Source organism: Pacificispira sp. (assembly GCF_965228185.1).
GTDB lineage: Bacteria > Pseudomonadota > Alphaproteobacteria > UBA8366 > Aestuariispiraceae > Pacificispira.
Genome location: NZ_CBDDHE010000006.1, coordinates 587,511 through 607,011, shown reverse-complemented (window position 1 = coordinate 607,011; position 19,501 = coordinate 587,511). Strand labels below are relative to the sequence as shown.

At 63.0% G+C, this 19,501-nt stretch carries 20 protein-coding genes; 17 read left to right on the top strand and 3 right to left on the bottom strand.

Annotated features, from left to right (window positions below):
- Nucleotide 1: 1 nt before the first annotated feature.
- From ACO06O_RS13530 to ACO06O_RS13505, 6 genes are all read left to right on the top strand, one after another.
- Nucleotides 2-1,249, top strand: coding sequence for a CaiB/BaiF CoA transferase family protein (locus ACO06O_RS13530; RefSeq protein WP_421880640.1), 1,248 nt, complete (start codon nucleotides 2-4; stop codon nucleotides 1,247-1,249).
- On the top strand, nucleotides 1,239-2,696 hold the full coding sequence (locus tag ACO06O_RS13525; protein WP_421880637.1) for an FAD-dependent oxidoreductase: 1,458 nt from the start codon (nucleotides 1,239-1,241) through the stop codon (nucleotides 2,694-2,696). Before ACO06O_RS13530 ends, ACO06O_RS13525 begins: the two co-directional genes overlap by 11 nt.
- Nucleotides 2,697-2,731: 35 nt before the next feature.
- The gene (locus tag ACO06O_RS13520) at nucleotides 2,732-3,772 is read left to right on the top strand and encodes a TRAP transporter substrate-binding protein (protein ID WP_421880634.1); all 1,041 of its coding nucleotides are present in this window, start codon (nucleotides 2,732-2,734) and stop codon (nucleotides 3,770-3,772) included.
- A gap of 81 nt (nucleotides 3,773-3,853) precedes the next feature.
- Complete coding sequence (locus tag ACO06O_RS13515; RefSeq protein WP_421880632.1) at nucleotides 3,854-4,444, top strand: TRAP transporter small permease; 591 nt, start codon at nucleotides 3,854-3,856, stop codon at nucleotides 4,442-4,444.
- On the top strand, nucleotides 4,435-5,718 hold the full coding sequence (locus tag ACO06O_RS13510; protein WP_421880629.1) for a TRAP transporter large permease: 1,284 nt from the start codon (nucleotides 4,435-4,437) through the stop codon (nucleotides 5,716-5,718). The genes ACO06O_RS13515 and ACO06O_RS13510 overlap by 10 nt, the downstream gene beginning before the upstream one ends.
- 232 nt (nucleotides 5,719-5,950) lie before the next feature.
- Nucleotides 5,951-7,033 (top strand): ABC transporter substrate-binding protein, encoded by a 1,083-nt coding sequence (locus ACO06O_RS13505; RefSeq protein ID WP_421880625.1) that lies wholly within the window; start codon nucleotides 5,951-5,953, stop codon nucleotides 7,031-7,033.
- 16 nt (nucleotides 7,034-7,049) lie between these two features.
- Here the strand turns inward: ACO06O_RS13505 and ACO06O_RS13500 are convergent, their stop codons facing one another.
- The gene (locus ACO06O_RS13500) at nucleotides 7,050-7,346 is read right to left on the bottom strand and encodes a hypothetical protein (RefSeq protein ID WP_421880622.1); all 297 of its coding nucleotides are present in this window, start codon (nucleotides 7,344-7,346) and stop codon (nucleotides 7,050-7,052) included.
- A 66-nt stretch (nucleotides 7,347-7,412) separates the two neighbouring features.
- A complete protein-coding gene (locus ACO06O_RS13495) occupies nucleotides 7,413-7,868 on the bottom strand; it encodes a hypothetical protein (RefSeq protein WP_421880619.1) in 456 nt (151 codons plus the stop codon).
- A gap of 275 nt (nucleotides 7,869-8,143) precedes the next feature.
- Here ACO06O_RS13495 and ACO06O_RS13490 point away from each other — a divergent pair, with 275 nt between their 5' ends.
- Together ACO06O_RS13490 and ACO06O_RS13485 are read left to right on the top strand one after the other, a co-directional pair.
- Nucleotides 8,144-8,392, top strand: a complete 249-nt coding sequence (locus ACO06O_RS13490; RefSeq protein ID WP_421880616.1) for an EF-hand domain-containing protein — start codon at nucleotides 8,144-8,146, stop codon at nucleotides 8,390-8,392.
- 254 nt (nucleotides 8,393-8,646) lie between these two features.
- Complete coding sequence (locus ACO06O_RS13485; protein WP_421880613.1) at nucleotides 8,647-9,912, top strand: NAD(P)/FAD-dependent oxidoreductase; 1,266 nt, start codon at nucleotides 8,647-8,649, stop codon at nucleotides 9,910-9,912.
- Here ACO06O_RS13485 and ACO06O_RS13480 read toward each other — a convergent pair.
- Nucleotides 9,905-10,618 (bottom strand): YdcF family protein, encoded by a 714-nt coding sequence (locus ACO06O_RS13480; RefSeq protein WP_421880611.1) that lies wholly within the window; start codon nucleotides 10,616-10,618, stop codon nucleotides 9,905-9,907. The two genes, ACO06O_RS13485 and ACO06O_RS13480, sit on opposite strands and share 8 nt — an antisense overlap.
- Before the next feature lie 178 nt (nucleotides 10,619-10,796).
- Between ACO06O_RS13480 and ACO06O_RS13475 the strand changes: the two genes are divergently transcribed.
- Genes ACO06O_RS13475 through ACO06O_RS13435 form a run of 9 tightly spaced genes read left to right on the top strand, consistent with a single transcriptional unit; the run spans nucleotide 10,797 to nucleotide 19,488 of the window.
- Nucleotides 10,797-11,066, top strand: coding sequence for a phosphopantetheine-binding protein (locus ACO06O_RS13475; RefSeq protein ID WP_421880610.1), 270 nt, complete (start codon nucleotides 10,797-10,799; stop codon nucleotides 11,064-11,066).
- Between the two features lie 6 nt (nucleotides 11,067-11,072).
- Nucleotides 11,073-11,705 carry a hypothetical protein gene (locus ACO06O_RS13470; RefSeq protein ID WP_421880608.1) on the top strand — a complete coding sequence of 211 codons (633 nt, stop codon included), beginning with the start codon at nucleotides 11,073-11,075 and terminating at the stop codon, nucleotides 11,703-11,705.
- Nucleotides 11,702-13,318, top strand: coding sequence for an AMP-binding protein (locus ACO06O_RS13465; RefSeq protein WP_421880605.1), 1,617 nt, complete (start codon nucleotides 11,702-11,704; stop codon nucleotides 13,316-13,318). Before ACO06O_RS13470 ends, ACO06O_RS13465 begins: the two co-directional genes overlap by 4 nt.
- Nucleotides 13,315-14,220: a hypothetical protein gene (locus ACO06O_RS13460; RefSeq protein ID WP_421880603.1), complete on the top strand. Its 906-nt coding sequence runs from the start codon at nucleotides 13,315-13,317 to the stop codon at nucleotides 14,218-14,220. Before ACO06O_RS13465 ends, ACO06O_RS13460 begins: the two co-directional genes overlap by 4 nt.
- Nucleotides 14,204-14,776: a LolA family protein gene (locus ACO06O_RS13455; RefSeq protein WP_421880600.1), complete on the top strand. Its 573-nt coding sequence runs from the start codon at nucleotides 14,204-14,206 to the stop codon at nucleotides 14,774-14,776. Before ACO06O_RS13460 ends, ACO06O_RS13455 begins: the two co-directional genes overlap by 17 nt.
- On the top strand, nucleotides 14,773-17,082 hold the full coding sequence (locus ACO06O_RS13450; RefSeq protein WP_421880598.1) for an MMPL family transporter: 2,310 nt from the start codon (nucleotides 14,773-14,775) through the stop codon (nucleotides 17,080-17,082). The genes ACO06O_RS13455 and ACO06O_RS13450 overlap by 4 nt, the downstream gene beginning before the upstream one ends.
- Complete coding sequence (locus ACO06O_RS13445) at nucleotides 17,079-18,275, top strand: beta-ketoacyl-[acyl-carrier-protein] synthase family protein (RefSeq protein WP_421880596.1); 1,197 nt, start codon at nucleotides 17,079-17,081, stop codon at nucleotides 18,273-18,275. The genes ACO06O_RS13450 and ACO06O_RS13445 overlap by 4 nt, the downstream gene beginning before the upstream one ends.
- Nucleotides 18,272-19,054 carry a beta-ketoacyl synthase chain length factor gene (locus ACO06O_RS13440; RefSeq protein ID WP_421880593.1) on the top strand — a complete coding sequence of 261 codons (783 nt, stop codon included), beginning with the start codon at nucleotides 18,272-18,274 and terminating at the stop codon, nucleotides 19,052-19,054. Before ACO06O_RS13445 ends, ACO06O_RS13440 begins: the two co-directional genes overlap by 4 nt.
- Nucleotides 19,051-19,488: a hypothetical protein gene (locus ACO06O_RS13435; protein ID WP_421880590.1), complete on the top strand. Its 438-nt coding sequence runs from the start codon at nucleotides 19,051-19,053 to the stop codon at nucleotides 19,486-19,488. Before ACO06O_RS13440 ends, ACO06O_RS13435 begins: the two co-directional genes overlap by 4 nt.
- Nucleotides 19,489-19,501 lie beyond the last annotated feature (13 nt).

The following is a 19,501-nucleotide window of genomic DNA, read 5'->3' as shown; positions in this document are numbered from 1 at the left end:
CATGGTCGATGATATGCGCAAGCCGCCGTTGCACGGCATTACGGTTCTCGATTTTGGACACACGGTGATGGGGCCGTCCTGCGGCATGATCCTCGCGGATCTCGGGGCGGATGTGATCAAGGTGGAACCGGTCGGGGCGGGAGACCCGACCCGCTCCTTGAAAGGGTTTGGCACCGGCTACTTCGGCTACTTCAACCGAAACAAGCGAAGCATCTCCGTCGACCTAAAGACTGAAGGCGGTCTCAGGGTGGCAGAGGACCTCGTGCGCAAGGCGGATGTGGTCATCGAGAATTTCGCACCTGGAACAATGAGCCGGTTGGGTCTGGGATATGACAGCCTGGCCGCACTGAATTCCGGCCTGATATTCGCCAGTCTCAAGGGATTCCTGCCGGGCCCTTATGAGAACCGCCTGGCACTGGACGAGGTCGTCCAAATGATGGGCGGCCTCGCCTACATGACCGGGCCAACCGGGCGTCCGCTTCGGGCCGGTACGTCCGTCGTCGACATCGCCGGCGGCATGTTCGCGGTCATCGCGATCCTGGCGGCGCTGAGACAGCGGGAAGGTACAGGCCGGGGTCAATGCGTCCAGTCGGCGCTTTACGAATCGACGATTTTCCTGATGGGACAGCATCTCTGCTATGCCGCCCAGAGCGATGTGCCGGTTCCTCCCATGCCGGAGCGGGTATCCGCCTGGTGCATCTATGAGCCGTTCAAGAGCCGGGACGGAAAGCAGGTCTTTCTGGGCATTACGACGGACAGTCACTGGCAACGCTTCTGTAAGGCCGCCAATTGGCAAGATCTTGCGAACGATCCCGATCTCGATACCAACAACCAACGAATCGCCCAGCGTGCGCGACTTCTCGAACGGTTTGCACAGTTTGTCGGATGCAGAACCGCAGATGAGGTCTGCGCGGTCTGTGAGGAGGCCCGAATTCCGTTCGCCCCGATCCGGCGGCCGGAAGATTTGTTCGAGGACCCTCATCTGGCCGCAACAGGGGGGCTGATCGAAATCAAGCTTCCGGACGGTACCCCCGCCAGATTGCCCAAACTGCCGATCCAGATCGAAGCGCTGAACCGGGATCCCGTTCGAAACCCGCCCTCCGTCGGTCAGGACACGGTCGCTGTCCTTCGGCAACTCGGTTACGCAGCCGCTGAAATCGAAGCGTTGATCGACACGAAGGTCGTTCAGTGTGCGGTCCATGAAGAGACCGTGCGCGATTTAAAGATGGGGAGAGAACATGCCGGTTGAACATTTGGAAACCGATCTTGTCGTGGTCGGCTGCGGAATCGCGGGGCTGTCCGCCGCGGTCACAGCGCTGCAAGGCGGATTGAAGGTGATCGTTCTGGAACGATCCGCGGAAGAGGATTTCGGCGGCAATACCCGCTGGACCGAGGCCTATATGCGGATGAAGAACGATGCGGAGATCGCCGACGACTTTGAGGAACACTTCGCCCTCAACAGTGGCTTGAATCTCGATCCGAACGTATTGGCGCGGATCAATACCGGTTACGACGACTGGCCAGCCTGGGTGAAGGCCCATCCGTTCCCCGATCCGGAAGTGATTTCCACATTTGCGGAGAAGGTTCCGGCTACGATCGGCTGGCTTAAGGCTTTTGGCCTCAGCTTCGGACCGCAGCCCATCTACCTGCTGACACAGAATACCCACCGGATTGCGGCGAGCGGCGGCGGGTTGGCCCTGATCGAAAGACTCAACAAGGAAGTGGGCGTCCTGGGGGGGCGCATCCTGTATCGCACGACGGCAGAAGATCTTCTGCGTGACGACAGCGGGCGGATCGCGGGAGTCAGATGTACAGCCGACGATGGCGGTCGCATCGACATACGCGCCCGCAACACGGTTTTGGCCTCGGGCGGGTTCCAGGGCAATTCGGAGATGATGACGCGTTACATCGGACCGAAGGCGTCGCGAATCCGTCCGGTCGCGAGAGGTGGCTATTACAACAAGGGTGAGGGAATCCGAATGGCGTTGGATGCGGGCGCGGCGCCCGCAGGCGAGTTCGGATCCTATCATGCCGAACCGGTCGATCCGCGCTCTCTGGAGGCTGAAGCGGTCGTCTTCATCTATCCGTACGGCATTCTGGTCAATAAGGAGGGACGGCGATTCATCGACGAGGCGCCGGGTACGGTCGATGCCCATTACGACCGTATCGGTCGCAGCTTTGCGGACCAGCCGGACGGCATTGTGTATGTCATCTTCGATCAATCCGTAGAGGACATTCCGCGATGGCGGACCAGTATCCGAAGCGATGTTCCCCCGTTGGAATCGCCCACGATTGAGGGCTTAGCGAGTCAGATCGGCATCGATCCGGAGACGCTTGCCGAGACGGTTTCCGGCTTCAACGCGGCCTGTCCCGAGATGGATGACTTCACGCCGTTCGAGCTGGACAACGCCGCTACGGCGGGGTTGCTGCCGAACAAGTCCCACTGGTCGCGTCCGCTAACCAAGCCACCCTATATGGCCTATCCGATTATATCGGCCAACTGCTTTACCTTCGGCGGCCTGAAGGTCAACGCCAGCGCCCAGGTCGTCGACAAGGATGGCAGGGTCATGCCGGGCTTACTGGCGGCAGGCGAGACGGTCGGCCTCTATCACCAAGTCTACACCGGTTCTACGTCGGTTCTGCGGGGTGCCGTTTTCGGGCGGATCGCCGGCACGACCGCAGCGTCTCTTCCATAATCCAATAAAATCGGGAGGTAATGATGTTTGATACGATGAAGCGTTCCTTGGTTCTCGCCGTGACCGGTCTGATGCTGGCCGGGGCCGGATCGGCACAAGCCGAATACGACAACGTGAACCTGAAGGTGATCGGTACCTGGGGCTATCTGAACCAGTGGAAGGAAGTCGAGCAACCATACTGGACCGAGAGCCTCAAGGCGGCATCCGACGGCAGGGTTACGGTCGATGCGAAGCCGATGACGGATGTCGGCCTCAAAGGATTCGAAGTCATGCGAATGCTGGGGCTTGGCGTGTTCGACGTTGCCCACGGCATCATCTCCTATCTTGGGGAAGATCGTGTAGCCGAGGGTATCGACTTGGCGGGCGTCGTTCAGGATTGGAACGAGGCGCGCGACGTGGTCGCGTCCTTTAGGGAGGTCTTGGACCATCGTTTCGACCAGACTTACCAGGTCAAACTGCTGGGCATCTATCCGTTCCCGGCGCAATACATGTATTGCAACACAGATGTAAAAGGTCTCGGCGACCTGAAGGGCTTGAAGGTCCGGTCTTACTCCAAGTCCATGAGTGACTTGATCTCCGGGCTTGGTGCCACGCCGGTCACAATCGCGTTCGGTGAGGTCGTCCCGGCTCTGCAGTTGGGCACCGTGGATTGCGCTGTCACCGGGAACCTGCCGGCCTATGTTTCCGGCTGGGGCAAGGTCACGAAAAGCATGGTTCGCCTGAATACCGGTTATGCCTTCTCCTATGTGGCCGTCAGCAACAATACCTGGGCCAAGCTGAACGAAGAGACCCGAAATCTGATCCTCGCCGGCGTCTCCGAAATGGAGCGGAAGGCCTGGGAAGTTGCCGAACGGGACAGTGCGCTGGGGGTGGCTTGCCTTACCGGCGGGGAGTGTGCCTTGGGTGAAGCGGACAAGCTGACGGACGTTACCTTGTCAGCCTCCGACAACGACCTGCGCAAGTCAGTTCTCGAAAACGCGGTTCTCGCCTCCTACGCGGAACGATGCGACGAGGCCTGCATTGCCGATTGGAACCGTTCCGTCGGTCAGGCTGTCGGACTCGAAATTCGCGACTGACGCTTCCGGGGCTGGAGACGCGCGCGCTCCGGCCCCGCCCTTCTTTTTCACAATCTGGATTTAGGTCCGAAGGAGGCTGCGGTGAACGATCTGCTTCTTCGCTCGTGTCGCCCGTTGGTCTGGCTTTCCGGCGGCATTCTTCTGCTCATGGCCTTCTCGATCGCCATTGAGGTCGTGGTGCGCAAGGCATTCAACATCTCGCTCGGCGGTGTCGACGAACTGGCCGGATATGGCTTCGCCGCCTTCTGCAGTGTCGCCTTTTCCGTTGCTGCCGTGCAGAAGGCAAACATCCGGATCGAGGCGCTGTACCATGCTCTGCCAGACGGCTTTCGGATCGGCCTCGATCTGATGTCTTTGGTGTCGATGCTATTGTTGTCCGGCCTGCTGGCCTGGGGGGCGGTCGGTCTTGCTTGGGATTCCTATCTTTCGGACCGTACCGCGATTACACCGCTTGCCACCCCCTTGATCTATCCGCAGGCAGTGTGGGGCGCCGGCTTTTTACTTTTCGCTGTCGTGGTGCTGCTTGTCGCGGCAGATGCTCTTGTCGAATTGATTCGCGGTGACCGCGCCGCCTTCTTTCGGATCGCCGGACCCGTTTCGGAAGCGGATGCCGTTGACCGCGAAATAAACGAACTCGCCGAAAAGCGGGAAGGGGGTGGGTCGTGTTGCTGACAGCGGTCCTTGCCTTGCTTGTCCTTATCGGGTTGGGGCTGCCTGTCGCGGCGGCCCTGGCGATACTCGGCCTGTTGCTCGCCGTGATCTACTCTTCGGCACCGCTGCATCTTGCCCTGCCCGATATCGTCTGGGGAAATTCAACGGAGTTTCTGCTGGTTGCCATTCCCATGTTCGTTTTCATGGGCGAGATCCTTCTGCGAGCCGGCGTGGCGAGGCGGATGTATGAATCCCTCACCCGATGGATCGGCTGGTTGCCGGGTGGCTTGATGCATTCGAATATCGGTGCCTGCGCCCTCTTCGCCGCGACTTCCGGCTCCAGCGTTGCGACGGCGGCAACAGTCGGCACCGTGGCCGTACCTGAGATAGAAAAGCGCGGCTATAATGAGCGGCTGTTCCTAGGCACGCTTACCTCGGGCGGGACACTCGGTATTCTTATTCCCCCGTCGATCAATCTGATCATTTTCGGATTGCTGACCAACACATCGGTATCGGCGCTCTACCTGGCCGGATTCCTGCCCGGCCTGTTGTTGGCTGGGATTTTCTCGCTGACTGTGATCGCATTGTGCGTCCTGCGACCGTCATGGGGCGGGCAGCCGGTGCGGTACAGTTGGCGCGACAGGCTGGACAGCCTGGCCGGACTGCTGCCGCCGCTGCTCATTTTCCTGGTCGTTGTCGGATCGATCTATGCCGGCCTTGCGACGCCCACGGAAGCGGCGGCTCTGGGCGTGGTCATCTCACTTTTGCTGGCCACCGCTACTCGACAATTGAATGTGGAAATGTTGAGGCAGGCCGTGGAGGGGACCATGCGCACGACCGCGATGGTGATGCTTATTATTGTTGCGGCGATGTTTCTCAACTTCGTACTAGGCATCATCGGTCTCACGCAGACATTAACGACCTTCATCGCTGATTTGGGGTGGACACCGCTTCAAACCTTGGCGGCCATTATCGTGTTCTACCTGGTTCTCGGCTGCTTTCTTGAAACCCTCTCGATGTTGATCACCACAACTCCCCTGATCGCGCCAATCGTCGTGGCGCTGGGCTACGATCCGGTCTGGTTCGGCATTGTTCTGATGGTATTGCTTGAGATGGCCCTCCTCACTCCGCCGATCGGGATCAACCTCTATGTCGTCCAATCGGTCAGGGGAGCCGGCCGGTTGAAGGACGTCGTCTATGGAACGATGCCGTTCCTGGCGACCATGCTGGTAATGGTCGTCGTCCTGATAGCGTGGCCCGAAATCGCGCTTTGGCTGCCCGGACAGTTCGATTGATGGACAGGTCGCCCATTTGGGCGACGCACCCATCGGATGGTCTGAGCTTGTATTGGCGTTCGGTTGCTGAAGATCGATCCGGCGCGGGGTCATATTATTGCGCTCGCATGATTGCGCCTGCGGCCATGGAATGGGACGATGGGGCATAGTGTCCCGCAATGCTGCGGGTCATCACGCTTTGGGAGTGAGACCGCTGAGTTCTTCGGCCATCGCAAAAATGCTCCGATGTCTGATGGCGCTCATTCTCGGTGCAGCGCTCCTGACGGCCTGCGACGATCCGGCGCCGATTGCCATTGGCTTTATCGGGGGGCTTTCCGGTCGGTCGGCGGATATCAGCCGGGAATCCCTGAATGCTCTGGACATGGCCGTTGCGGAAGTGAACGCAACCGGAGGCTTGAATGGGAGGAAGCTGGACCTCCTGGTGCGGGACAATCAGGGCGACCCGGCGCTCGCCGCGGACCAGGTGCGCGATCTAAAGAATGCCGGCGCCGTTGCGATTATCGGCCCCAATGTCAGCGCGGTCGCCCAGGGCATGCTGCCGGTCATAATTCAATCCGATCTGGTTACGCTCTCCCCCACGGTATCCTCGCTGGCTTTCGCGGGGTTGGACGATCCGTTCTTCCGCATGAATTCGACTACCCGCCAGAATGCCGGCGCCTATGCAACCCATCTCTACGAAACCGGCCTGCGTCGGATTTCCGCTGCCTTCGATATGCAGAACAAGGTTTTCAGTGAAAGTTGGCTCTATGAGTTTCGCGGCGCGTTCGAACGGTTGGGCGGCGAGATCCTCATTGCGGACGGTTTCGATTCCGGCGCGACGGAGGAATACGGAAAGCTGGTTGGCAGGCTACTGGCGACACAGCCGGAATCGCTGCTGCTGATCGCCAACGGCGTCGATACCGCACAATTGGCCCTCCACATCCGTGGAATGAACCGGACCGTCGGGATCGTGGCGGTGGAATGGGCCGCGTCTGAACAGCTGATCGACCTGGGCGGCGCGGCGGTCGAGGGGATTACGATCCTTCAAACCTATGACCGGGACGACCTGTCGCCGCGCTATGTCGCCTTCCGTGAGGCGTATCAGGCGCGGTTTGAAACCAGCCCCGGATTCGCCAGCATCGCCGCCTATGACGCCTCCATCGTGCTGTTCGCCGCGTTGCGGAAACAAAAGGACGGAGAAAGTCTGAAACATATCCTGTTGTCCCAAGGCCCGCTGGAAGGGTTGCAGCAGGACTTGAGTTTCGACGCATTCGGCGACGGGACCAGACGGCAGTTTTTCGTCACCATTCGGGACGGCAAATTCGTTCCGCGCTAGCGACGGCGGCTGCCGATTACTCTTCGGCCGCCTTGCGGCAGGAATAGTACATGTAGAGTGCGTCACTGGTTTCGGACCGTTCGGTCAGGACCGCCTTGCGTTCGGTCTTGGCGCAGTGCCGTGCGGCGGCGGCGGCGACCTGCTGCCCAACCGGCGCGATCCCGGACCCGTCCGCCGTGACGCGGAAAGCAATGGAGGCGGGCCCCTCCTCGATCACGTCATAGGAACGCGCGAGGGTGACACAGCCCGCCGCCAGTAGGCAGCCGGCCAATAGCGTGGCGGCGTGGCAAGCAAATCGGGAGGCGAGAGCCATGATATCGTCCTGTCTCGGTCGAGTGGGCCGCAGGCTATCTGCTGAGCTGGGAGGGAACAAGGCGAGCTATTCGGGATAGGCCAAACAAGGATCGAGAACGATCCCGTCGGGACCGGCCCGGCTGTAACCGCCGCCGAAAACGACTTCGTCCCCGACCTGCATGCCGTTGGTCTGGTAGGCGATGCAGAGTATCTGAACGCCATCCTTCGGACACATCACCAGATAGGCCAACGCATCGTCCCGTCCGACATAGGACAACACTCCAGATATGGTCAGATTGATTCGTTCCGGCCCGTCGGGCGCTCGGTCGATCCAGGCGCCGATCGTTTCGCAGGTCGCCGGATGGCGGGCGGAGGTTTCCGCCGTGCTGAAGGGCCCCAAAGGGTCGCAGCATGCCGTGTCCTCCGCCGACAGGGGGGTGGTCCAGGCCAGGGCCAGTATCCAAAGGGCGAGTATCGTGCCAATGGCCGATACTTCGGTTCTGAAATGCTGCGGGGCGAGATGGGCTTGGGAATCGCGCAATGCATCCTCCAATCGAATCTTATGCGCTTTCTATATCGGTAGCCGAGTGTTGGCGGTCAAATCATTCCTCTGCCTTCGGGGCGGGCGAAAGCCTTTGGTTCCAGGTTGCGCGAACGATGGTTTGGGGAACCGAAAAATATTTTTGTCGGGTGGACCCCAGGCGCCCTTGCGAGACGAGGGCGGTCTTCCCAATTCTTCGCGCGGGGCAGGATGGGTCCTGCCCGCGGCGCCGCGTTCTGCGGCGCCGGCCTTTGTAAAAGTGGAGATTTGCGGCAATGAAACGTGTCGCATCCGCGCTCGCTCTCGCGGCGCTTCTGACTTCGTCTCTGGCCCATGCCGACGAAGCGGCCTTCCTATCTGCGGATGTCAACGGCGATGGCATGCTGAGTGCCGAAGAAGCTGGTGAAGCCTTCCCGTCGATCAGCGCCGACTCTTTCGCCGACGCCGACCTGGACAAGGACGGATCGGTGAATGCTGAAGAGTTCGCCAGCGCCCTCGCGGCCGGTACGATCGCGCTGCAGTAACGCGCGACCCGGCAAGTCCGACAATGCAGATACTGGCCCCCGCCCTCGGGCGGGGGCTTTTTTGATGCGTGGCCGCCGAGCTTCCGTTAGAAAGCGAAATTGTTATAGCGCTTTCCCGGTTTTAGCCGGAGGAGGCCGCACCTCGTACTCAGTACCTGCCCCAAGAGCCCGGAATGACCCATCCCGCCCCAGTTGATTCGTCGCCACAACGCTCTGCCGGAACGACGGAACCGGCGCCAAGGCACCGATGTTCCGTGCTGGTGATCGGTGGCGGGCCCGCCGGGTCGACGGTATCGGCATTGCTGGCGGCGCGGGGCATCGACGTGCTGCTGGTGGAGAAGGACCGGCATCCGCGCTTCCATATCGGCGAATCTCTGTTGCCGAGGAATATCCCCATCCTGCGGCGGCTGGGTTTGGAAGACCGGCTGGCGTCGATCGGCGTCCTGAAACGCGGGGCCGACTTTTCCGTGCCGGATGGCAGCCGGCACATCGTCTTCAATTTCAGTGACGCGATGCGGCCGGACGAGCCGACCGCCTTTCAGGTGCGGCGCTCCGAATTCGACCACATGCTGATCGACAATGCCGAGAAATCCGGGGTGCGGGTCTTTCAGGAAACGCGGTTGGACGATCTCGAGATCCACGATGACGGCGTGACGGCGCAGGTCACGGGGCCGGACGGCACGGCATCGGTCGTCGCGGCGGACTGGGTTGTGGACGCAACCGGCCGCGACAGTTTCCTGAGCCGCAAGCTGGCCCTGAAGCGGCGCGATCCGCGCCATGCCAGCGCCGCGGTTTTCGGCCATTTCGATGGGGTGGAGCGCCGACTGGGCGACGAGGCCGGCAATATCAGCATCTATTGGTTCGATCAGGGGTGGTTCTGGGTCATTCCGCTGCGCGACGGCTGCACCAGTGTCGGCATGGTCTGCTATCCCCGCTATCTCAAGGACCGGCGCGGCGGCCTGGAAGACCTGTTCCGGGAAACGGTGGTACGGACGCCGGGACTGGCAGAGCGAATGCGGAATGCGACCGCGCGCGACGGTGTCCAGGGCACCGGAAACTTTTCCTATCGATCGACGCAGATGACCGGCAACCGGTTCTTCCTGGTCGGCGATGCCTATGCCTTCATCGATCCGGTTTTTTCCAGCGGCGTCTATCTGGCGATGCAGGGCGCGGAATATGCGGCGGAAGCGATTGAGGCCTGTTTGGCCGATCCCAAGTCAGCCCCCCGCTATCAGCGGCGCTATGAACGCCGCGTCAAACGGGGATTGCGGGTCTTTTCCTGGTTCATCTACCGGTTCACCAGCCCGGCCTTCCGGTCGCTTTTCACCCAGCCGACGAACAAGTTCTCGTTGCGCGCGGCGGTGATATCGGTGCTCTCCGGGGATGTTTACGGCCGGACGCCGCTTTGGTCGCGGCTGATGCTGTTCCGGGCGATCTACTGGTTCACCAGTCTGGTTCTGTGGCGGCGGGGCGGTGCCTATCGCGGGCGCCTGGCGGAGCACGAGGCGCGGTTCAACTGACCCGGGACAGCATGGATTCGTGCCGCAGCAGCCGGGCCAGCGTCTTGCCGACGACATACCAATGAATGAAGAAGGCCTCCAGAAGCAGGCGGCGAACCATACCGGGCGTCATCGTCAGTCGCTCTTCCGCCGCGCATAGGAGGGGATCCATCCCCAAGCCGCGTGCCAGAAGGCCGAGCCGCGCCAAGTGATAGCGGTTGGAAACGATTACCGGATCGCTCCCCGTTCGGACAAAACGGCGGCGCGCGGCGCGGAGATTTTCCAGGGTGTTGCGGGACGTTTCCTCGCACTGTACCTGCTCGGCGGCCACGCCGTTCGCGATCAGCCATTGCCGACCGGCCGCGGCTTCGCTGATCGCGACGCCGGCCCGGGTCGCACCGCCCAAAATCACGATATCGGCCTTTTCGAACCGCATCGCGCGGGTTAGGCGCATAATGAAATCAGGGTCGGGGCGTCCGTTCGGCTGCAGGCAAACGCCGGGAACAAGCACCGGCCCGGCCCCCGCAACCGGCGGGGCGGCAGCCCGGCGGGCAACCGCGAATACGTGATAGAAGCAGACGAGAAGACTGATGCCTGCCGTTGCGATGATGCCGGTGGAGGACGCGATCAACATCACCAGACCGTCCCCGCCCATGCTGCGCAGACGCCCCAGGCGCGATGACCCGGATTTCGGGGGTTCCGTTACGGTCCCGGACGGTTCGACCATGACCTTACGGGGTATGTCGCCCGCCCCCTTCTCACTTGCCCCTATCCGTGCTTTGTCATATCTAACGCCGAAGCTATTAGCAGGGGCGCTGGCCCGAAATTTCAACAAGAATTTCGATCTGCGTTACGCTCCCATTCTCAGGGTTTTGTGCGCGACGCGTAAAAGAGGTGCAGAGTAAGTGTCGGAAAAGTCGCCTTTTCAGGTAGAGATCGCGGAGTTGATCGTCGAGGCCCTTCATTTGGAGGATATGTCCGCATCGGAAATCGATCCGGACGAACCGCTGTTCGGCGAAGGCCTGGGGTTGGATTCCATCGATGCGTTGGAACTTTCCCTGGAAATCTCGCAACGCTATAACTACACCATCCGATCGGACGATCCTGAAATCCACAAGATATTCGGGTCGTTGCGCACGCTGACGGAGGCGATCGAGGCCAATCGCGGGGGATGAGGGGCAATGGTGTTGCAGAGCCTGCGACTGCTGATTCCCCTCCTCACCATTGGCGGTGTCCATCTCTGCATCGTTTACGGCTTCGGCCTTTACGCGATTAGCTGTCTTGCGGCGGCTGTCGGCATGAATGCTGTCTTGGCCGCCCTGACCGGGCAGGCCCGGGCTGTGGTCTGGACGTTGACCGGCATTGCCGTCGGGCTTGCCGCGCTGCAGATCGGCGCCGTTTTGATCGTCCCCGACATGGCGCGTATCGTGGCGCTGCCGCCGGTTCTGATCCATGGCTGGGTCGCCTGGATGTTCGGGCGGACGCTGCTGCCCGGACAGGAACCGCTGATCCGGCGGTTCAGCCGCCTGCACCGCGACCCGTTCCCGCCCGAATTGGAAGGCTATACGCGCAGGTTGACCGTGATCTGGACCATCCTGTTGAGTGGCCTGACGCTGACGTCGGCGGGGTTGGGTGTCTTCGCCGCGCCGGAAACCTGGTCCTGGGCCGTCAATATCGTGATGCCGCTGATCTGTATCAGCCTCTTTCTGGGGGAACATGCCTATCGCGGCATCGTCTTCCGCCATATCGGCGGCCATTCGCCGTTGGTGACGATGCGGACATTGATGAGTCCGAAGACCTGGATTGCCTCGTGACCGCCGCGCCATTGATCCTGCGGGACGGCCGGCCGGTCGCCCGCCAAACCGTGTTCTCCGCCGCCGCCGCATTGGCGAAGCGGCTGTCGGCATCCGCGCCCGGCCCGATCATGCCGCTCTGCGGCCGCCGGCGCGATCTGCTGGTATCGGTCATTGCCGGGCAACAGGCGGGGCGGGAAATCATTCTGCCCCCGGACGATGCCCGCAGCGCCATCCGCTCCGTTCTGGGTCAATTCGGGTCGGCTCTGGTCCTCTTGTCGGAGGACGATCCGGCCGTGACCGGCGTGACGGTGCTCCGAGTGCCTCAGACGATTTTCGAAGCAGAAGAACCCGTCGGAACCGCCATGACCTGGCACGCCGAACGCGGCGTTACGCTGTATACGTCCGGATCGACCGGCGTGCCGGTCGGTCACCGGCATGGCCCGGATTTCTTCGAAGCCGGGGCGTCGGCCTGGGCCCGGATCCTGGAGGCCGATAAAGGCCCGGTCGGCATGGTGGTCACGGTGCCGGGGCAACATATGTTCGGGTTCGAATCCAGTGTCCTGCTGCCGCTTGGCGCAGACTCTGTGACTGTGTTGGACGAGCGTCCTTTTTTCGCGGCGGACATCGTCAAGGCGCTGCACGCGGTGCCCGGCCGACGGGTCCTGATTCTGACGCCGCTGCATCTTCGGGCCCTGGTCGAGACCGGCGAGCGCCCGCCGCCCATCGACCGGGCCGTCATCGCCACGGCGCCCTTGGACAGGGAACTCGCGGCCCGCGGGGAGGATCTTCTGGGCGGTCCGATTATCGAGGTCTACGGCAGCACGGAAACCGGAATGCTGGCGACGCGGCGGACCGCGCTGGGGGAGGATTTCCGGACGCGGGACGATGTCAGCCTGACCATCGACGCGGATGGCCGCGCGACCGCCTTTGGAAAATTCCTGGGGGACGGGTTGGTACTGAACGACCGGTTGGAACCGGCGGAAGGCGGTTTCCGCCTGATCGCGCGCGACAAGGATCTGCTGAAGGTCGCCGGTAAGCGGGCGTCCTTGGCCGGCTTGACCGCGGCGCTGAACGACCTGCCCATGGTGAAGGACGGGGTGGTCCTGCCGCCTGCCGAAACGCCGGAAGGCACGGCCGCGCGGCCTGTCGCCGCCGTGGTCGCCGAACCGGGAACTTCAGCCGAAGACATTCGGCGCGGCATGCGTCAGCGCGTGCCGTCCGTCTTCGTGCCCAGGCGGGTCGCCTTCCTGGACGACCTGCCCCGGACGGCGGTGGGCAAGGTACAAGTGGAGACGATCCGAACCCTCATCGCGGCGGACGAGACGGGCTCCGATCCTGCGCCCAAACCTAGTTTCACCATCGCGGCGGATCATACCTCATTGCCAGGCCACTTTCCCGGCGATCCCATCGTGCCGGGGGCGGTGATCCTGGACCATGCCCTGGCCGCGGCGGGGATCGCTTCGGTGGGCCGACTGATGTCCGTCCGGTTTCTCGGGATTCTGAAGGCTGGGGAGGCCTGTTCCGTGACGGCGCGCACCGATGATGCGGCCGGCACCGTGGCGTTGGATTGCGTCGCCGGCGAGCGCCGGATCCTGAGCGCGAAACTGTCATTGCGCCGGGGGAATGTGTGACCGGCCCCGCGAAGAAGGCAAGCGAATGGGCCGGGCGCGCCGAACGCGGCAGCCCGCTTCTGATCCGGTTCATCGTCTGGGTCGCCCGCACGATCGGGCGGGGGACCGCGCGGCTGCTGCTGCATCCGATCAGCCTTTATTTCCTGATCATGGCACCGAACGCGCGCCGACACTCCCGGGACTATCTGCGCCGGATCGACGGCGATAAGGCGGGTTTCGCCGCGATTTACGGCCATATCCATTGTTTTGCGGCCACTATCCTGGACCGCGTCTTTTTCCTGACCGACCGGTTCGACGTTTTCGATCTGACATTCGACGGGCTGGAGGCGATCGACCGTGCTGCCGCCGAAGGGCGCGGCGCCATTCTTCTGGGCGCGCATTTCGGCAGTTTCGATGCGATGCGCGCGCTGGCACGCAAACGTCCCGATTTGCGTTTGAAGGTTCTGATGCATGAAGGTCCGGACGGCCGCGTTGCAGCGGCGTTGAACCGGATCAACCCGGAGCTGGCCGATACGGTGATTCCGCTGGGACGGCCGGAAAGCATGTTGCGGGTCGGGGAATGGCTGCGCGACGGCGGGGCGATCGGCATTCTGGGGGACCGGGTGCCGGCCGGGGACAAGACGGTCCGTCTGCCGTTCCTGGGGGAGGGGGCCGGTTTTCCTATCTCGCCCTGGATCCTGGCGTCCGTCACTGGCGCGCCGGTGGTCATGTTCGCCGGCGTGTATCAAGGCGGCAACCGATATATGATACGCTTCCGCTATCTAGCGGAGCGTGTCCGGCGGGTGCGGGGCGGCGATCCGGCTGCCGTCGCGACGGACCTGACGCGCTATGTCGAAACGCTTGAAGCCTGGGTGCGGGATCATCCGAAGAACTGGTTCAATTTCTATGATTTCTGGCATTAGGGCCGCGCTGCTGGCCGCCTTGCTGAGTTGGTCCGGCGCCGCGGTCGCGGATGATTGGGGATTGGACGAACTGGGACAGGCTCTGGCCGACGCCCCGGACGGGCGCATCGCCTTCCGCGAGGAACGCAGCATCGCCTTTCTGGCCGCGCCGATAATCGTAACGGGTTATGTCGCCCGGCAGGACGGCCGGATCGAGAAACATGTCGTCGCGCCGAAACGCGAGAGCGTGATCCTGGACGGTTCGCATATGGAGGTGGAATCCGAGGAGGGCTGGCAGAGCTATGATATCGACGATCACCCGGCGCTGCGTGGCCTTGCCACCGCCTTGCAGGCGGGACTGACCGGTCGGTTCGGACCGGCGGAAGATCTGTTCGACATCGATGTGACCGGGGACCGCGCCGCCTGGTCGGTGATCTTGTTGCCGAAGCCCGGCCCGATTGCGGAGGCTATCAAGGCAATTGCGTTGACCGGGGCGGCTGCGCGCATCGATACGATCGAAATCCGCGAGGCCGATGGGGATCGCAGCCTGATGACACTGCGGCGCGGGTCGGAATGAAATCCCTGGCTGCCGCCTGGGCCGTTACGTTGGCCGCAATGACCCTTTTGGCCGTTCTGGTCGCCGGGCGGGCGGAGATCGCGACGGACCTGTCCTTTTTCCTCCCCGAGGGCCGCGATGTTGAAAGCCGGGCCCTGGCCGCTGGGTACGATCGGCCCGGCACCCTGTTGATGGTCCGGTTGAGTGGCGGCGCGGATGAACGGGATATGGCGCGGATCAGCGACCGGGTGACGGCGGATCTGCGCGCGGAATCGGCTGTGGCGCTGGTCCGCAATGGGCGCCCGCATATCGACGCCGCTCTACAAAAATTTATCCTGGATAATCGATATCTGCTGGGCCCGTCGATCGCGTCCGACCATTTTTCCGCACCAGCCCTTGAGAGTGCTATTGCCGGGGAACTGGCTGGGTTGGCCGGGACCAGCGGCTGGGTGATGCGGGATTTGTTTCCCAGGGACCCCGTCGGTCGTTATCGCGCGGTGATCGCGTCTGGCGCCCTTTCCGACGGCCCGACCAGGCGTCATGGCGTTTGGATGGACGATGATGACCGGGCGCTGCTGCTGATCTATCTGACCGCCGCGTCGGGGGACGTGGCCGCACAGGCGCAGGCCATGGCCGATTTCAATCGGGTGATCGAAGCGGCGCGCATCGACTGGCCCGATATCGCAGCGGAGGTCAGCGGTCCCGGCATCTTCGCCCTGCGGGCCAGTGAGAAGATCCGGGGAGATATGACCCGGCTGACCGCGATTGCCGTCGGTGCCGTGGCGCTGTTTTTACTCGCGCTTTATCGCAGTATCGCGCTGCTGCTGCTGGCGGGGGTGCCGGTGACGCTGGGGCTGATGACTGGCATGCTGGCAACGCAGGGGATTTTCGGGTCTGTCCATGGTGTCGCGATTACCTTCGGGGCGGTGCTGGCCGGGGTCGCGGTGGACTATCCCATCCATCTGTTCGGTCACCGTCGGGTGGGGGAGAAGGCGGCGGAGGCGGCAAGACGGATCGCCCGCCCCATGGCGGTCGGCGCTGCAACAACCTTTGTCGGCCTGCTGGCCCTGACGCAATCCAGCTTTCCGGGCTTGGCGCAGATTGGGGTGATGTCCGCCACCGGGGTGGCAACGGCGCTGATTGTCAGCCGTTGGTGGTTGCCTCGACTGATGTCCGGCGCGGGTCCGGTCGGTGCCGGGCGTAGGGTAGCGGCATTCTGGACGGTTCTGCGAAATTCGCCGCGCGGAAGACGCGCCGTTGCGGCGCTGGGGCTTCTGGCCTTTGTGGCATTGGCACTATCGGCGGCGTTACGGCCGAGCCCTGTCTGGGAGACCGATTTGACGCGGATCAGCCTTGCCGATACGGACGAGAAAGTCCTCGATCAAGAGCTTCGAGCGGCGCTGCGCCTGCCGGATGTGCGCCGTGCGCTGATCGTCGAAGGTGCGGATGCGCAGGATGTGCTGACCAAATGGCCCGAGGTGCTGGATCGCCTCGACGCGGCGGTTTCCGCGGGGCGCTTGGGAGGTTACCCACCACTGACGGGCTTGCTGCCGTCGCGCGCGGATCAGGAATCGCGGCAGGATGCGATGCCCGAAGCGGCGGTGCTACAGGAGGCACTGAAACGGGCCGTGGTCTCCTTGCCGCTCGATGTGGCGGTTTTGGCACCCTACGTGGCGGATGTCCGGCGGCAGAAACAGGCGGAACCGATCTTGCCGGAAGACCTGGCTGCAGGCCCATTGGGCATTCTCTATCCGGCGCCCTGGCTGATGGATGACGGCGCAGCGGCGATGATCCCCCTGGTGCCGCCGATCGACCTGACGTCCGAAGATTTACCCTCCGGGGATGGGGCCGCGCGTCTCGTCGATCTGGCGCAGATCGCCCAGGAGATTGTCGGCGGCTATCGGCGCGAAGCACTTACTCTTCTGCTGATCGGGCTCGCATTGGGCGGCGCGGTTCTGGCATGGGGCGCACGCCGTCGCATCTGGCGGGTGGCGCTGCCGCCGGTCGCGGCGGTGGCATTGACAGCGGCCGTTCTGCTGACGGCCGGGATCGCCCTGAACCTGTTCCATTTGCTGGCGCTGCTATTGGTCGCCAGTATCGGGGTTGACTACGCATTGTTCTTTCCCGATTACTCAAAGTCGGATCAGGACGGAACCCTTGGATTCCGGTCGGTCACCGCCTGTTGCACGACCACGACGGTCGTGTTCGCGGTCCTCGCAACCTCTTCCATTCCGGTTTTGGGCGCGATTGGAACGACCGTCGCCATCGGCGCCGTGCTGAGCTTTGTTCTCACCCTCTGTCTTGCAGGCGGAGCCCGATCGCAATGACCTTTTCTCCCCCTATCACCGCCTATACCTGTGTGTGCGCGGTGGGACGCGGGCGAGACGCGCTGCGTGCCGCGCTGACCGGGATGGTGGGGGGATTGACGCGTTTCGACGATCCGGTCGGGGTGTTGGATACCTTTGTCGGACGTGTCGACGGGTTGGATGCGGTCGAGCTGCCGACGGATCTGACGGATTACGATTGCCGCAACAATCGACTGGCGGAACTGACCTTGCGGCAGGACGGGTTCGAGGACCAAGTCCGGGCGGTGCGCGACCGCTATGGCGCGGCACGGATCGGTGTCGTCCTGGGGACCAGCACATCCGGCATCGCCAGCGGCGAGGACGCATTTCTGGCCTGGTCCGGCGAAGGCCCCTTGCAGCCCGATTTTGTCTTCGAACACTCGCAGGACCTCTATTCCCTGTCGGACTTCGTGCGCCGCCGGTTGGCGCTGGGGGGGCCGTCCTACACGATTTCTGCGGCCTGCGCGTCCAGCACGAAAACCTTCATCGACGGCGCACAATTGATCGCGGCGGGCCTGTGCGACGCCGTTGTCGTCGGCGGGGTCGATACGCTGTGCGAGACCTCGCTGCGCGGGTTCAATGCGCTGCAATTGCTGTCGCCGGTGCCCTGTCGGCCCAATGACGCGGACCGCCAAGGGATTAGCATCGGCGAAGCCGGCGGATTCGCGTTGCTGGAACGCGACGAAGGCGGCTCAGGCACCTCGCTGCGCATGATTGGGTATGGCGAGAGTTCGGACGCGCATCACATGTCCTCGCCCCATCCGGAAGGGTTGGGCGCCCGGTTGGCGATGGCCGATGCATTGGAGATGTCGGGGCTGCGCGGCGGACAGATCGACTATGTGAACATGCATGGGACCGGCAGCCATCTGAACGACCGGGTCGAGGACCGCGCCATCGCCGACGTGCTCGGCCCGGACGTGAAATGCAGTTCCACCAAAGGCTGGATGGGTCATACATTGGGCGCGGCCGGCGCGGTGGAGGCTGCCATCGTTCTGACCGCGCTGGAGGCCCAGATCGCGCCGGGCAACCTCAATTTGAACCGACCCGATCCCGAAGCGCGCTGTCGTCCACTCATGGAGACTGTTCCGGCCGCGCTGCGCCACGCGATGACCAACAATTTCGGCTTTGGCGGCAACAATTGCTGTCTGGTGTTCAGCCGGGACGATGCGCGATGAGGCTACGGGTCGCGGGCATTTCGGTCATCGGTTCGGGCATGGCCGATTGGGGGCAGGCGCAACGGATATTGCGCGGGGCGGAGAGCTGGGACGCGGACGCCTTGACGGTCCCGACCCCCACGATCCTGTCGGCCAATGAAAGGCGCCGCGTCAGCAAGCTGGTTCGATTGGCGCTCGGTGCGGCGGAAGCGGCTTGCGATTCCGCCGGTTTGGCGCGAGGCACGATGGATTGCGTCTTCACCAGTGCGCTGGGCGACGGCGCGGTCACACAAGCCGTGATGTCGGCACTGCGCCAGCCTGGCCGGGCGGTTTCGCCGACCCATTTTCACAACTCTGTCCACAATGCGATGGCGGGGTACTGGAGCATTGGGTCGCAGAATCACCAGGCATCGACCAGTCTGGCAGGCGGCCAGGGCAGTTTCGGGGCGGCGATTCTGAAGGCTGCGCTGTCTCTCTCCCAATCGGGTCGTCCGGTGTTGCTGGTCGCCGCCGATCATCCGTTCCAGCCGCCCTTGAGCGGGACACGTCCGTCGGACGGCGCATTTGCGGTGGGGGCGGTCCTGACATCGGATATGGAGGGCGCGACCGGTCCCCTTCTGGATATCGAAGGGGGCGTTAACGGCCCCGCGAGCGAGATCGGTACCAAAGCTTTGCATGGCTTGTGGCAAACATGTCCGGCGGCGCGCGCGATACCGCTTCTGGAGGCGCTGTTGCACCCGAGAACGGTGATTCTGGAGGCGGGCATCGGTTACTTCCTGTCGGCCACGGTGTCGCCATGACCAGCGCCCCTTGTATTGCCGAAATGGTGCCGCATGCCGGCGCCATGGTCTTGTTGGACAAAGTCGTCGCATGGGATGCGAACGATATCCTGTGCCGCACGTCCAGCCATCTGCGCCCGGACAATCCCCTGCGCAGGGATGGCGTGCTATCCGCGACTGCGTCCTGCGAGTATGCAGCGCAGGCGGCGGCGGTACATGGTGCGTTGAATGAGGGCGTGGTGTCGCGCGGATTCCTCGCGGCGTTGAAGGATTTCCAGCTTTTTGTCGACGATCTGGCGGAAATCCGCACGCCGATCCTGGTTTCGGCGACGCGGCTGATGGCTGACCCGGCCGCGCTGATCTATGGCTTCCGGCTGTACGGGGACGCGCCCGACGGGGCGGAGATCGCTGCGGGCCGATTGACGGTCAAACTGTTGGAGCCAGAGGTGCCATGAAAGGGGATACGGC